Here is a 13,189-nt window from a genome sequence, read left to right as displayed (position 1 = left end):
ACCACGCCTCTCAGCCTCAAAACCAATCCGCCGAGGTTGATCAGCCTCGGCCGATCCGGGTGGACGAACCGATGGATTGCATGGCTTCAAACGCCGTAACGAAGAAGGGTCTCGTCCTCTCGAGCCTGCCCGCCGCAAGCGGAATGTTGGTGCAGTCGCCACCGCGCAACGACCGAATGTGAGTTTGATCTGGCATGCAAACCAGATTGCCAAAACCGGCTCGACCCTTGGATCGCCAACCATAGGAGTAGTTCACGCCGCACTTCCCGACCTAACGAGCCTGAAGGCGTGCTCGCTCAGGTCAAGACCAAGCCGCTTCGCGGCGGCCCTCACGGGCCGGTCTTGACCTGATCTGCGCGCGCCATCCGAAAAGTTCCGCGGTCGGGACGAAGAGCTGGCCTGCAATCGAACAAAGAGCTGACCATCAATCTTGACACATCAAATCCCCATGTGAGCAATCCAGAATCTCTCCCCGGAGGCAGTGTGGATTTGCTTCGCTGCGCTCGCAATGACGGAGAATGAGCCACCTACCGGCACCAAACCCGCCCTTCACCCCCGCGAAATCCGCATGGCTTTGCCGCGTTGCCGGCGCTAAAAGACGCCGGTTACACGGAGCAAGCCATGCAAGACCTCTGGCGCCTGTCGGCCGCCGACCTCGCCACCCTCGTCAAGTCCAGGAAAGTCTCCGCCAGGGAGGCCGCGCAGGCTGGCCTCGCCCGGCTCGATGCGGTCAATCCCCAGTTGAACGCCGTGATCGACCACCGGCCGGAGGACGTGCTCAAGCAGGCCGATGCCGTCGATGCCACCATCGCGCGGGGCGAGGACCCCGGTGTGCTCGCCGGCGTGCCCGTCACCATCAAGGCCAATGTCGACCAGGAAGGCTTTGCCACCACCAACGGCCTGCAGCTCCAGCGCGACGTGATCGCCCGCGAGGACAATCCGGTGGTTGCCAATTTCCGCAAAGCCGGCGCCGTCCTGCTCGGCCGCACCAATTGTCCGGCCTTCTCCTACCGCTGGTTCACCACCAATCTGATCCATGGCGACACCAAGAATCCTCGCGACGCTTCGCTGACCCCGGGCGGCTCCTCCGGCGGCGCCGGCTCGGCGGTCGCGGCCGGCATCGGCCACATCGCCCATGGCACCGACATCGCCGGCTCGATCCGCTATCCCGCCTATGCCTGCGGCGTGCACGGTCTGCGCCCGACGCTCGGCCGCATTCCCGCCTTCAACCCGGCACTGCCGGAGCGCCCGATCGGGCCGCAGATCATGGCGGTGTCAGGCCCTCTGGCGCGCACGGTCAGCGACTTGCGCATCTCGCTCGAAGCGATGTCTGCCCGTGACGTCCGCGACCCCTGGTTCGTGCCGGTGCCGCTGCAAGGACCCGCACGGGAAAAGCGTGCCGCGCTCTGCCTCAATCCGGGCGGCCTTGCCACCACGCCGGAGGTGAAGGCGGCGGTGAGCGATGCCGGCAAGCGCCTCGAACGCGCCGGCTGGACCGTCGACATCATCGCGGACACGCCGCCAATACGCGAGGCGGTCGAGTGGCAAATAAAACTCTGGCTCGGCGACGGTTATGAGGCGCAGCTGGAGATGGCCGAGCGCGAGGGCGATCCCGGCGCGCTGGCCTGTCTGCGCGGCAACCGCGCAAGGGTCACGCCGATGGACCAGGCCAATTACGCCAAGGCGCTGACCCGGAGAGCCACGCTGACGCGCGAATGGATGCTGTTCTTCGAACAATATGCGGTGCTGCTGACGCCGGTCTCCGGCGAATTGCCGTTCCCCGATCATCTCGACCGTAAGGACGACGAATCCTTCAAGCGCGTCTGGGAAGCGCAGCTGCCGCAGATCGCCATTCCCTTCATGGGATTGCCGGGCCTCGTGGTCTCCACCGGTCTCGTCGGCAAGGCGCCGGTCGGCGTGCACATCGTGTCGGGTCGTTATCGCGAGGACCTGTGCCTGCTGGCAGGCGAAGCGATCGAGGCCGGCGGCGTGCCGCCGTCGCCGATCGATCCCGTGGGCTAGTGATGACCGCCATCTACGACTTCAAGGCCAACTCGCTTGCCGGCGAGGAGGTGCCGATGCGCCGGTTCGAGGGGCAGGTGCTCTTGATCGTCAACACCGCGAGCAAATGCGGTTTCACGCCGCAATATCGCGGCCTCGAGGATCTCTATCGCGATCTCTCCCCGCGCGGCTTCTCGGTGCTCGGCTTTCCCTGCAACCAGTTCGGCGCGCAGGAGCCGGGGCAGGCGAGCGAGATCCAGGAGTTCTGCTCGACCCATTACGACGTCACCTTCCCGCTGTTCGAGAAGATCGACGTCAACGGGCCGAAGGCGCACCCTCTGTATGAGTACCTGAAACGTCAGCAATCCGGCCTCTTGGGCGCCTCCATCAAATGGAATTTCACCAAATTCCTGGTGGACCGTGCCGGCAAGGTGGTCGCGCGATACGCGCCGACCGCACGACCCGAAGGATTGCGGCAGCAAATCGAAACACTGTTGTGAGCGAGACAATCATGAGCGACGAATTTCCGGACCGCCTGTCGGTCGATCCGAACAGCCCCTATTACAATGCTGAGATCCTGGCGCGCGATGTCGGCATCCGCTTCAAGGGCATCGAGAAGACCAATGTCGAGGAGTACTGCATCAGCGAAGGCTGGGTCCGCGTCACCGCCGGCAACGCCAAGGACCGCTACGGCAACCCGCTGACCATCAAGGTGCACGGGCCGGTCGAGCCGTATTTCAGGGATAAGAAATAGTTTGAGCCGAGCGCGAGCCGCTCTCTCCACGTCATTGCGAGGGGCGCACTCTTTCTCCTCGTCATTGCGAGGAGCCCTTGCGACGAAGCAATCCAGAATCTTTCCGCAGTGACAGCCTGGATTGCTCACATGGGGATTTGATGTGTCAAGATTTATGGTCAGCTCTTTGTTCGATTGCAGGCCAGCTCTTCGTCCCGACCGCGGAACTTTTCGGATGGCGCGCGCAGATCAGGTCAAGACCGGCCCGTGAGGGCCGCCGCGAAGCGGCTTGGTCTTGACCTGAGCGAGCACGCCTTCAGGCTCGTTAGGTCGGGAAGTGCGGCGTGAACTACTCCTATGGTTGGCGATCCAAGGGTCGAGCCGGTTTTGGCAATCTGGTTTGCATGCCAGATCAAACTCACATTCGGTCGTTGCGCGGTGGCAACTGCACCAACATTCCGCTTGCGGCGGGCAGGCTCGAGAGGACGAGACCCTTCTTCGTTACGGCGTTTGAAGCCATGCAATCCATCGGTTCGTCCACCCGGATCGGCCGAGGCTGATCAACCTCGGCGGATTGGTTTTGAGGCTGAGAGGCGTGGTGTCAGGCGCCGGGCTTCACCACGGCTCCCTCGATCACGACGCCGGCGGTCACGTATTTCCACAGGGCCACGAGCAGCTTGCGCGCCAGCGCCACGATTGTGCGCTTGCGGCCGCGCTGGCTGTTGGCCTTGAACCACTGGGTCAGAGCCGATTGAGGCTGATGACGTATCCACAGCCAGGCGAGCTGGATCATCGTGGTTCTCAGGCGCGGATTGCCGGCCTTCGACACGCCCTGCTCACGCTCAATGCCGCCACTGCGCCATGGCGTGGCCGCAAGACCGGCATAGGACGCAACCTGGCGGCGGTTGGTGAACTGACGGTGGAAGGCCTCCGACCAGAGAATGGCAGCAAAGTTCGGGCCCAGGCCCTTCAAGTCGAGCAGCATCGCGACCGGGTTCGATGCAGCCTTCTCGCCTGCTGGTCGGCTTGCAGCCAGCAATGCATCCTGCTCGCGCTCTACCGCCGCGATCTGGTCGAGCAGAAGTTCGAGCCGGTCGAGCTCGCGGCTGATCTGCGCCTTCAAATGCGCCGGCAGCAGCCGCCCGTCCCCGTGCGCAAGGCCTCAAGCCGCGTCCGTCGATCGCGCCGCAGCGGCACGTAGTCGAATATCCCTTGCGCAAACAGAACACCCTTGATCCGGTTCACATGCACGATCCGCTCCGCGATCAAGGTCCGCCGCTCCCGGCAAAGCCTGCGGCGGTCCTCTTCTTCCGGAGAGGGGCAACGACCATCGCGCAGACCCGTGGCTCGCCGCGCTTGTAGGCCAGAAGCGACCGCAACAGCGTCTCGCCGTCCAACCGGTCCGTCTTGGCCCGCCGGCGCCGGCGCGGCGTCGCGATCGAGGCCGGATCGACCACGTAGCTCTCGACGCCCTCCGACTGCAGAGTGCGGTGAAGCCAGAACCCATCCAGCCCCGCCTCCTGGATGGTGATGATCGGATAACTCTCGCCCGTTCGCGCCTGGGCCTTACGCTTCAGCGCTGCAAAGAGCTTCAAAAGCTCCGCAATAGCGCCGGCCTTCACGCTGTGTTTGGACATCTTCTCGCCCTTGCCGGGCGACAGCGATGTAACCAGCCAGGTCGAACGGCTCAGTTCCAATGACACAAAAATTGCGCCAATCTGCGTCCGGATAGCGGCTAGTCCGTTGGAAAGATGATCGAGCAACATCGTTGTCTCCAGGTTGAGTGCTTCAGCAACCTCAGTCTGGCCTCAGACCCGGTCGCTATCCACTCCCCATGGAATCTTCGCTCTGCTCGCAATGACGACAATAACCAGCAAAGGCCGCCCATGTCTGTCCGCATCATCGACGTCCGCGAGATCACCAAACCGATCTCGTCCCCGATCCGCAACGCCTATATCGACTTCACCAAGATGACGACGAGCTTAGTTGCCGTCGTCACCGACGTCGTGCGCGAGGGAAAACGCGTCGTCGGCTACGGCTTCAACTCCAACGGTCGCTACGGCCAGGGCGGCCTCATCCGCGAGCGCTTTGCCGCTCGTATTCTCGAAGCCGATCCGAAGTCGCTGCTGAATGCTTCCGGCGACAATCTCGACCCTGACAAGGTCTGGGCCGCGATGATGACCAACGAGAAGCCCGGCGGCCATGGCGAGCGTTCGGTCGCGGTCGGCACCATCGATATGGCGGTGTGGGATGCGGTGGCGAAGATCGCCCGCAAGCCGCTGTTCCGCCTGCTCGCCGAGCGCCACGGCCTCACCGCCAATCCGCGCGTCTTCGTCTACGCCGCCGGCGGCTACTATTATCCCGGCAAGGATCTCTCGATGCTGCGTGGTGAGATGCGCGGCTATCTCGACCGCGGCTACAACGTCGTGAAGATGAAGATCGGCGGCGCGCCGATCGAAGAAGACCGCACGCGCATCGAGGCGGTACTGAAGGAGATCGGCAAGGACGCGCAGCTCGCGGTCGACGCCAACGGCCGCTTCGATCTGGAGACCGCGATCGCCTACGCAAAAATGCTCCGCGACTATCCCTTGTTCTGGTACGAGGAGGCCGGCGATCCCCTTGACTACGCGCTGCAGGCCGCGCTCGCCGAATTCTATCCGGGCCCGATGGCGACCGGCGAGAACCTGTTCAGCCATCAGGATGCTCGCAACCTGATCCGCTACGGCGGCATGCGCCCCGACCGCGACTGGCTGCAATTCGACTGCGCGCTGTCCTATGGCCTGTGCGAATACCAGCGCACGCTGGAGGTGCTGAAGACCCATGGCTGGTCGCCGAGCCGCTGCATCCCCCACGGCGGCCACCAGATGTCCCTCAACATCGCCGCCGGCCTCGGCCTCGGCGGCAACGAGAGCTACCCCGATCTGTTCCAGCCCTACGGCGGCTTCCCGGACGGCGTCCGCGTCGAGAACGGCCACATCACCATGCCCGAGCTTGCAGGCATCGGCTTCGAAGGCAAGTCAGATCTCTACAAGGAGATGAAGGCGCTGGCGGAGTAGGGGGACTGTGGCGACACACTCGTCATTGCGAGCGCAGCGAAGCAATCCAGAGTCTTTCTGCAGAAGCAGCCTGGATTGCTTCGTCGCAAGAGCTCCTCGCAATGACGAAGGAGAGAGGGGCATACCGGTACTTCACGCGTAGATGGCAGCCGGAGATTGTCTCGGTCGTTTCCACGCACTCCGTCATTGCGAGCGCAGCGAAGCAATCCAGAATCTCTCCGGCGGAGGCAGTCTAGATTGCTTCGTCGGAAGTGCTCTCGCACGATGTGGCGAAAGTCTCGCAATCACCTCCTGGTTGTGCTATCGTAGCGGCTGTCCTCAGCCGAGTACGATTATGAAGCAGCCCTGCGTGTACATGTTCGCCAATCGCCGCAACGGAACGATCTACACGGGCGTCACCTCCAATCCGCCGCGCCGCGCGTTCGAGCATCGCGAGGGATTGGTAAAGGGCTTTTCGTCGAAGTACGGCTGCAAGCTTCTTGTTTGGTATGAGCTGCATGCGACCATGACGGACGCGATTGCGCGCGAGAAGCAGATCAAGGGCGGCAGCCGGGCAAAAAAGCTTGCGCTCATCAAGAGCCTCAATCCGGAGTGGATGGATTTGTACGAGACGCTGATCTGAACGCGCGTCAAGCTTGGACAGTCCTCGCAGGGTAGTCGCCACACACTCCGTGATTGCGAGCGTAGCGAAGCAATCCAGAATCTCTCCGCGGAAAGACCCTGGATTGCTCACATGGGGATTTGATGTGTCAAGATTTATGGTCAGCTCTTTGTTCGATTGCAGGCCAGCTCTTCGTCCCGACCGCGGAACTTTTCGGATGGCGCGCGCAGATCAGGTCAAGACCGGCCCGTGAGGGCCGCCGCGAAGCGGCTTGGTCTTGACCTGAGCGAGCACGCCTTCAGGCTCGTTAGGTCGGGAAGTGCGGCGTGAACTACTCCTATGGTTGGCGATCCAAGGGTCGAGCCGGTTTTGGCAATCTGGTTTGCATGCCAGATCAAACTCACATTCGGTCGTTGCGCGGTGGCGACTGCACCAACATTCCGCTTGCGGCGGGCAGGCTCGAGAGGACGAGACCCTTCTTCGTTACGGCGTTTGAAGCCATGCAATCCATCGGTTCGTCCACCCGGATCGGCCGAGGCTGATCAACCTCGGCGGATTGGTTTTGAGGCTGAGAGGCGTGGTGTCAGGCGCCGGGCTTCACCACGGCTCCCTCGATCACGACGCCGGCGGTCACGTATTTCCACAGGGCCACGAGCAGCTTGCGCGCCAGCGCCACGATTGTGCGCTTGCGGCCGCGCTGGCTGTTGGCCTTGAACCACTGGGTCAGAGCCGATTGAGGCTGGTGACGTATCCACAACCAGGCGAGCTGGATCATCGTGGTTCTCAGGCGCGGATTGCCGGCCTTCGACACGCCCTGCTCACGCTCAATGCCGCCACTGCGCCATGGCGTGGCCGCAAGACCGGCATAGGACGCAACCTGGCGGCGGTTGGTGAACTGACGGTGGAAGGCCTCCGACCAGAGAATGGCAGCAAAGTTCGGGCCCAGACCCTTCAAGTCGAGCAGCATCGCGACCGGGTTCGATGCAGCCTTCTCGCCTGCTGGTCGGCTTGCAGCCAGCAATGCATCCTGCTCGCGCTCTACCGCCGCGATCTGGTCAAGCAGAAGTTCGAGCCGGTCGAGCTCGCGGCTGATCTGCGCCTTCAAATGCGCCGGCAGCAGCCGCCCGTCCCCGTGCGCAAGGCCTCGAGCCGCGTCCGTCGATCGCGCCGCAGCGGCACGTAGTCGAATATCCCTTGCGCAAACAGAACACCCTTGATCCGGTTCACATGCACGATCCGCTCCGCGATCAAGGTCCGCCGCTCTCGGCAAAGCCTGCGGCGGTCCTCTTCTTCCGGAGAGGGGCAACGACCATCGCGCAGACCCGTGGCTCGCCGCGCTTGTAGGCCAGAAGCGACCGCAACAGCGTCTCGCCGTCCAACCGGTCCGTCTTGGCCCGCCGGCGCCGGCGCGGCGTCGCGATCGAGGCCGGATCGACCACGTAGCTCTCGACGCCCTCCGACTGCAGAGTGCGGTGAAGCCAGAACCCATCCAGCCCCGCCTCCTGGATGGTGATGATCGGATAACTCTCGCCCGTTCGCGCCTGTGCCTTACGCTTCAGCGCTGCAAAGAGCTTCAAGAGCTCCGCAATAGCGCCGGCCTTCACGCTGTGTTTGGACATCTTCTCGCCCTTGCCGGGCGACAGCGATGTAACCAGCCATGTCGAACGGCTCAGTTCCAATGACACAAAAATTGCGCCAATCTGCGTCCGGATAGCGGCCAGTCCGTCGGAAAGATGATCGAGCAACATCGTTGTCCCAGGTTGAGTGCTTCAGCAACCTCAGTCTGGCCTCAGACCCGGTCGCTATCCACTCCCCATGGAATCTTCGTCGCAAGGGCTCCTCGCAATGACGGGGAGAAAGCTGGGCTCAATGCCTTGTCGCCGATTGGTCCGGCATATCCAGCAGGGCCTCGGTGAAGGGAAACTCCAGCACGATCTCCCCGTCGGCGTCGGTCACCTCGATCACCGCGTCCAGCAGGGCCCGTTGGGTGCCTTCCGACTTCACCACCTCAAGGATCATCTGGCGCGCGACCTCCCAGGCGCGATCGGGGTTGCGCAGGTCCTCGCCGTCAGGATCCACGATCAATTCGTCGCCGATACGGGTGTTGAAGAAATATCTGGGCATGCCTGATCCAATGGGGTCGCCTGTAGTCGAATAGAAGCCGTTAGGAGCCGTTCCATACTCACAACTCGTTTATCCCGACAGGGATCACGACCTATCGGCGATTTTGCGGACGGCATTCGCTCATCTTTACGGCCGCAATGCGCTCACTTTGCAGTGCAACAATTCCGCTGGCCTACTACCTAGGTCGGGAAAATTTCACTGGCGAACTTTTCCGCCAGCATTAGTTTAACGGGCGGGCAGATACGTCCCGAATTCGCAAGATGGAGAGCCGAAATGGCCTGGAAAACCCCGAAGATCGTCGAAGTGCCCTGCGGCATGGAAATCAACATGTATGTGAGCGCCACCCGCAAGTAAGCGGTTGGTGAGATTGCGTTCTGCGCAGGTGGATCTTTTCGGTCACGATGCATTCCCGGAAGACGGGATTTGTGTCGGCCTGAGATTCACCTCGCGAATTTGCCTCCAGGAGACGGATCATGCTTCGCGTCGTCGTCCTGGGCGCCGGGGCCGGCGGCGGAGTTCCGCAATGGAATTGCGGCTGCGAGGGCTGCCGAGCGGCCCGCAGCGGCGGCCACGAGCTTCAAAGGACCCAAGCCTCGGTCGCCTTCAGCGGCGACGGCGAGCACTGGTTCCTGATCAACGCCTCCCCCGACCTGCGGCAGCAATTGAATGCCACGCCCCAACTGCACCCCAAGCTGGGCGCGCTGCGTCACACGCCGATTGCGGGCGTGATTTTGACCAATAGCGAAGTCGATGCGGTGGCGGGGCTGCTGTCGATGCGCGAGGGCTCGCCGTTTACGGTGTATGCGCATGAGAAGGTGCTGGCGATCCTTGCCAGCAACAGCATCTTCAACGTGCTGAACGAGAAGAACGTGCGGCGCCAGCCGATCGGTGTCAGTGAGCCATTCGAGCCCCGGCTGCCGGATGGTGCGCGCTCCGGCCTGGAGGTGCTACCCTTCGCGGTGCCGGGCAAGTCGGCCTGGTATCTGGAAGGCAAGGTGCATCCGGGCGGCGAGAGCGGCGACGGCGACACACTGGGCCTGAAGATCACGGACAAGGCCACGGGCAAGTTCTTCTACTTCATCGCGGCCTGCGCCGAAGTCACCGACGCGCTCAAGGCCGAGATCGACGGCGCGGCGCTGGTGTTCTTCGACGGCACGGTCTGGCGCGACGACGAGATGATCAGGGCCGGCCTCGGTCACAAGACCGGCAAGAGCATGGGACATGTCGCCATGTCCGGCGAAGACGGCGCGATCGCGCGGCTGGCCGACCTCAATATCGACAGGAAGCTGTTTCTGCATATCAATAACTCGAATCCGGCGCTGCTGCCCGGCTCGCCCGAGCGCAAAGCCGCTGAGCAGGCGGGCTGGCAGATACCTGCGGATGGAACGGAGATCGTGCTGTGAATGCCGCGTCACTGACTGGAATGACCGCGCTCTCGATCGGCAAGGATTTGAGGCTCAACTCGGCCGAGGAGCTCGAGGCGACGCTGCGCCATATCGGGGCGACGCGCTATCACAGCCTGCATCCGTTCCATAAGCTCTTGCATGGCGGCAAGCTGAACAAGGGCCAGGTGCAGGCCTGGGCGCTGAACCGCTACTATTACCAGAGCACGATCCCGATCAAGGACGCGGTGGTGATCTCGCGCTTCCGCGACCGCACCACGCGCGTGGAATGGCGCCACCGTATCGAGGACCACGACGGCGATGTCGGCTCCGAGGGCGGCATCGAGCGCTGGCTCAAGCTGACCGAAGGGCTCGGGCTCGACACGGCTTACGTGGAATCGACCGAGGGCATTTTGCCGGCGACGCGTTTCGCCGTGGAGGCTTACGTCCACTTCTGCCGCGAAAAAAGCCCGCTCGAGGCGATCGCCTCCTCGCTCACCGAGCTGTTCGCGCCGAACCTGCACGAAGAGCGCATCTCGGGCATGCTGGAGCATTACGACTTCGTCAATCCTGAGATCATGAGCTACTTCAAGCGCCGCCTGGCCCAGGCGCCGCGCGATGCCGGCTTCGCGCTCGACTATGTCAAGGCGCATGCGAGGACGCCGGAGGAGCGCGCATCGGTCTGCAATGCGCTGATCTTCAAGACCAACGTGCTGTGGGCGCAGCTCGATGCGCTCTATCACGCCTATGTCGAGGGCCACATTCCGCCGGGCGCATTCGTGCCCAAAGCGAGCTGAAGAGGAGGATCGATGGCTGGGCCGCGGAACATCAGCGTCAGCGAGGCAAGCCGCCCCGTGCTGCCGCGGCATGCCAAGCTGAAGTATGACGAGACGCGAAAGGTCTGGGTGATCCTGGCGCCGGAGCGGGTGCTGGCGCCTGATGAGATCGCGGTCGAGGTCTTGCAGCTCTGCAATGGCGAGCGCAATGTCGGCGACGTCGCCGATCAGCTCGCGGCAAAATACGCAGCTCCACGTGAGGCGATCCTGGCCGACGTCATCGTCATGCTGCAGGATCTCGCCGACAAGGGCTTTCTCACCGAGATCAGGGAGAAGACGTCATGAGCGAGGTGCTCGGCAACATCCCGCCCGAGACCAGCGACAGCCTTGCGGTGCTGGAGAAGCAGCGCTCGACGGCGGAGGCGTTTGGCATTCCGCTCGCAGTGCTGCTCGAGATCACGCATCGTTGCCCGCTGCAATGCCCCTACTGCTCCAACCCGGTCGAGCTCGACCGCGCGGGTAAGGAGCTGACCACCGAGGAGTGGAAGAAGGTGCTGAGCGAGCTCGCCGAGATCGGCGTGCTGCAGGTGCATTTCTCCGGCGGCGAGCCGACAGCGCGGAAGGACCTGGTCGAGCTGGTCAAGCATGCCAGCGACGCTGGCCTCTACACCAACCTCATCACCTCGGCCGTGCTGCTGACGCGCGAGAAGCTCAGCGAGCTCGCGGACGCCGGGCTCTGCCATGTCCAGATCAGCTTCCAGGGCGTCGAGCAAGGCCTTGCCGATCGCGTCGCAGGCTACAAGAACGCTCACCGCAAGAAGCTCGAAGTGGCGAAATGGACGCGCGAGCTCGACCTGCCGCTCACCGTGAACGCGGTGATGCACCGGCAGAATTTGCACCAGCTCCCCGAGATCATCCAGATGGCCCTCGATCTCGACGCCGACCGGCTCGAGGTCGCCAATGTCCAGTATTACGGCTGGGCGCTGAAGAACCGCGCCGCCTTGATGCCGACCGTGGCGCAGCTGGACGAATGCACCCGCCTCGTCGAGGAGGCGCGCGAACGGCTGAAGGGCCGGCTAACCATCGACTATGTCGTGCCGGATTATTACGCGTTGCGGCCGAAGAAGTGCATGGGCGGTTGGGGCCGGCAGTTCTTCAACATCTCGCCCGCCGGCAAGGTGTTGCCTTGCCACGCCGCCGAGAGCATCACCGGGCTCGAGTTCGAATCGGTGCGCTCCAACCATTCGATCGCCTGGATCTGGCAGAACTCGGAGGCCTTCAACCGCTATCGCGGCACCGGCTGGATGAAGGAGCCGTGCAAGTCTTGCGAATTCCGCGAAATCGATTTCGGCGGCTGCCGCTGCCAGGCCTTTGCGCTGACGGGCGATGCCGCCAACACCGACCCGGCCTGCGCGCTGTCGCCGCTGCACGAGACCATCTTCAAGCAGGCCGAGCGCGAGGCCGAGGGCGAGACCAACCGCTTCCTCTACCGCAACTTCGCCGGCGGCACTCTGGAATCCGAGAATGACGCCTGACGCCGACGCAGCCAGCTCGGTGAGGCGCGCCGATCCTTTTGCGCCGCTGACCTCGGACATGCTCGACGTCGGCGACGGCCATGAGCTCTATATCGAGAGCGTCGGGCGCGCGGACGGAATCCCTGCGATCTATCTGCATGGCGGGCCCGGCAGCGGCTGCCAGCCCGATCATCGCCGGCTGTTCGATCCCGACCGCTTCTGCGCCATCTTGTTCGACCAGCGCGGCTGCGGCCGCAGCCGTCCCAAGGGATCGCGCGAGCATAACACCACGGCGCATCTGATCGCGGACATGGAGAAGATCCGCGAAAAGTTCGGCATCTCACGCTGGATCGTGGTCGGCGGCTCCTGGGGTGCGACGCTGGCGCTGGCGTATGCAGAGGCGCATCCCGAGCGCGTCTCCGGTATCGCGCTGCGCGCGACGTTTCTCGGCACGCGGGCCGAGGTCGAGACGGCCTTCACCTCGCGCCTGTCGCAATTCCATCCCGCGCTGTACGAGGATTTCCTCAGCGTGCTGCCTCGGGAAGAACGGGAACGGCCGGTGGAGGCGTATTGGCGCCGCATCCTCGATGCCGACCCAAGCGTGCATGGCCCGGCGGCGAAGGCCTGGCACGACACCGAGCGGACACTCTCCGAGCACAAGCCCGCAAAGACACGGCTGGACCTGGCCTCGCTGAACGTGTGGCGGACGCTGCCGGCGACGCCGTTCATGGAGGCGCATTATTTGGTCAACGACAGCTTCATGAGCGAGAACCAGCTGCTGCGAAACGCGGGCCGGCTCGAAGGCATTCCCGGCATCATCGTGCAGGGGCGCTACGACCTGTTGTGCCCGCCCGCGACATCCCAGGCCCTTGCGAAAGTCTGGTCCGGTTCCGAGCTTCGCATCGTGGAAGAAGCCGGACATTCGCTCTATGATGGCGGCGTGAGGGACGCGGTGATGAAGTCGATTGCGGACCTCGCGTCGAAGATCGGGCGATGAGAGGA

General features: G+C 63.4%; 12 protein-coding genes and 2 pseudogenes. 11 read left to right on the top strand and 3 right to left on the bottom strand.

Features of this window, described 5'->3' with window-relative positions; all coding sequences use genetic code 11:
• Positions 1-621 precede the first annotated feature (621 nt).
• From P6U29_RS11845 to P6U29_RS11835, 3 genes are read left to right on the top strand one after another with little or no spacing between them, the layout of a single operon-like run.
• Positions 622-2,022, top strand: a complete 1,401-nt coding sequence (locus P6U29_RS11845) for an amidase family protein (RefSeq protein ID WP_407117760.1) — start codon at positions 622-624, stop codon at positions 2,020-2,022.
• Positions 2,023-2,024: 2 nt separating this feature from the next.
• Complete coding sequence (locus tag P6U29_RS11840) at positions 2,025-2,501, top strand: glutathione peroxidase (RefSeq protein WP_407117759.1); 477 nt, start codon at positions 2,025-2,027, stop codon at positions 2,499-2,501.
• 11 nt (positions 2,502-2,512) lie between these two features.
• Positions 2,513-2,755 carry a DUF3297 family protein gene (locus P6U29_RS11835; protein WP_197962788.1) on the top strand — a complete coding sequence of 81 codons (243 nt, stop codon included), beginning with the start codon at positions 2,513-2,515 and terminating at the stop codon, positions 2,753-2,755.
• 580 nt (positions 2,756-3,335) lie between these two features.
• Here the strand turns inward: P6U29_RS11835 and P6U29_RS11830 are convergent.
• Positions 3,336-4,500, bottom strand: a pseudogene (locus tag P6U29_RS11830) (IS110 family transposase).
• 120 nt (positions 4,501-4,620) lie between these two features.
• Here P6U29_RS11830 and tarD point away from each other — a divergent pair.
• Positions 4,621-5,790: a D(-)-tartrate dehydratase gene (gene tarD / locus P6U29_RS11825; protein WP_407117758.1), complete on the top strand. Its 1,170-nt coding sequence runs from the start codon at positions 4,621-4,623 to the stop codon at positions 5,788-5,790.
• Between the two features lie 334 nt (positions 5,791-6,124).
• Positions 6,125-6,412: a GIY-YIG nuclease family protein gene (locus P6U29_RS11820; protein WP_407117757.1), complete on the top strand. Its 288-nt coding sequence runs from the start codon at positions 6,125-6,127 to the stop codon at positions 6,410-6,412.
• 562 nt (positions 6,413-6,974) lie between these two features.
• On the opposite strand, the pseudogene P6U29_RS11815 reads toward P6U29_RS11820, so the two are convergent.
• Positions 6,975-8,139: pseudogene (locus P6U29_RS11815) on the bottom strand (IS110 family transposase).
• A gap of 118 nt (positions 8,140-8,257) precedes the next feature.
• The gene (locus P6U29_RS11810) at positions 8,258-8,515 is read right to left on the bottom strand and encodes a DUF6894 family protein (RefSeq protein ID WP_407117756.1); all 258 of its coding nucleotides are present in this window, start codon (positions 8,513-8,515) and stop codon (positions 8,258-8,260) included.
• 273 nt (positions 8,516-8,788) lie between these two features.
• Here P6U29_RS11810 and pqqA point away from each other — a divergent pair, with 273 nt between their 5' ends.
• The 6 genes from pqqA to pip all read left to right on the top strand — a co-directional run bounded on the left by pqqA (position 8,789) and on the right by pip (position 13,184).
• Entirely contained in the window at positions 8,789-8,869 is an 81-nt protein-coding gene (gene pqqA, locus P6U29_RS11805) for a pyrroloquinoline quinone precursor peptide PqqA (RefSeq protein WP_045002119.1), read from the top strand.
• Positions 8,870-8,988: 119 nt separating this feature from the next.
• Positions 8,989-9,918: a pyrroloquinoline quinone biosynthesis protein PqqB gene (gene pqqB, locus P6U29_RS11800; RefSeq protein WP_407117755.1), complete on the top strand. Its 930-nt coding sequence runs from the start codon at positions 8,989-8,991 to the stop codon at positions 9,916-9,918.
• Positions 9,915-10,694, top strand: coding sequence for a pyrroloquinoline-quinone synthase PqqC (gene pqqC, locus P6U29_RS11795; protein WP_407117754.1), 780 nt, complete (start codon positions 9,915-9,917; stop codon positions 10,692-10,694). Before pqqB ends, pqqC begins: the two co-directional genes overlap by 4 nt.
• Positions 10,695-10,706: 12 nt before the next feature.
• On the top strand, positions 10,707-11,018 hold the full coding sequence (gene pqqD / locus P6U29_RS11790; protein WP_145635171.1) for a pyrroloquinoline quinone biosynthesis peptide chaperone PqqD: 312 nt from the start codon (positions 10,707-10,709) through the stop codon (positions 11,016-11,018).
• Positions 11,015-12,208 carry a pyrroloquinoline quinone biosynthesis protein PqqE gene (pqqE, locus tag P6U29_RS11785; protein ID WP_407117753.1) on the top strand — a complete coding sequence of 398 codons (1,194 nt, stop codon included), beginning with the start codon at positions 11,015-11,017 and terminating at the stop codon, positions 12,206-12,208. The genes pqqD and pqqE overlap by 4 nt, the downstream gene beginning before the upstream one ends.
• Entirely contained in the window at positions 12,198-13,184 is a 987-nt protein-coding gene (gene pip / locus P6U29_RS11780; RefSeq protein WP_407117752.1) for a prolyl aminopeptidase, read from the top strand. Before pqqE ends, pip begins: the two co-directional genes overlap by 11 nt.
• The last annotated feature ends 5 nt before the right edge of the window (positions 13,185-13,189 follow it).

It is taken from the genome of Bradyrhizobium sp. LMG 9283, assembly GCF_045571415.1.
GTDB lineage: Bacteria > Pseudomonadota > Alphaproteobacteria > Rhizobiales > Xanthobacteraceae > Bradyrhizobium.
This window is presented reverse-complemented; position numbering and strand designations above follow the sequence as displayed.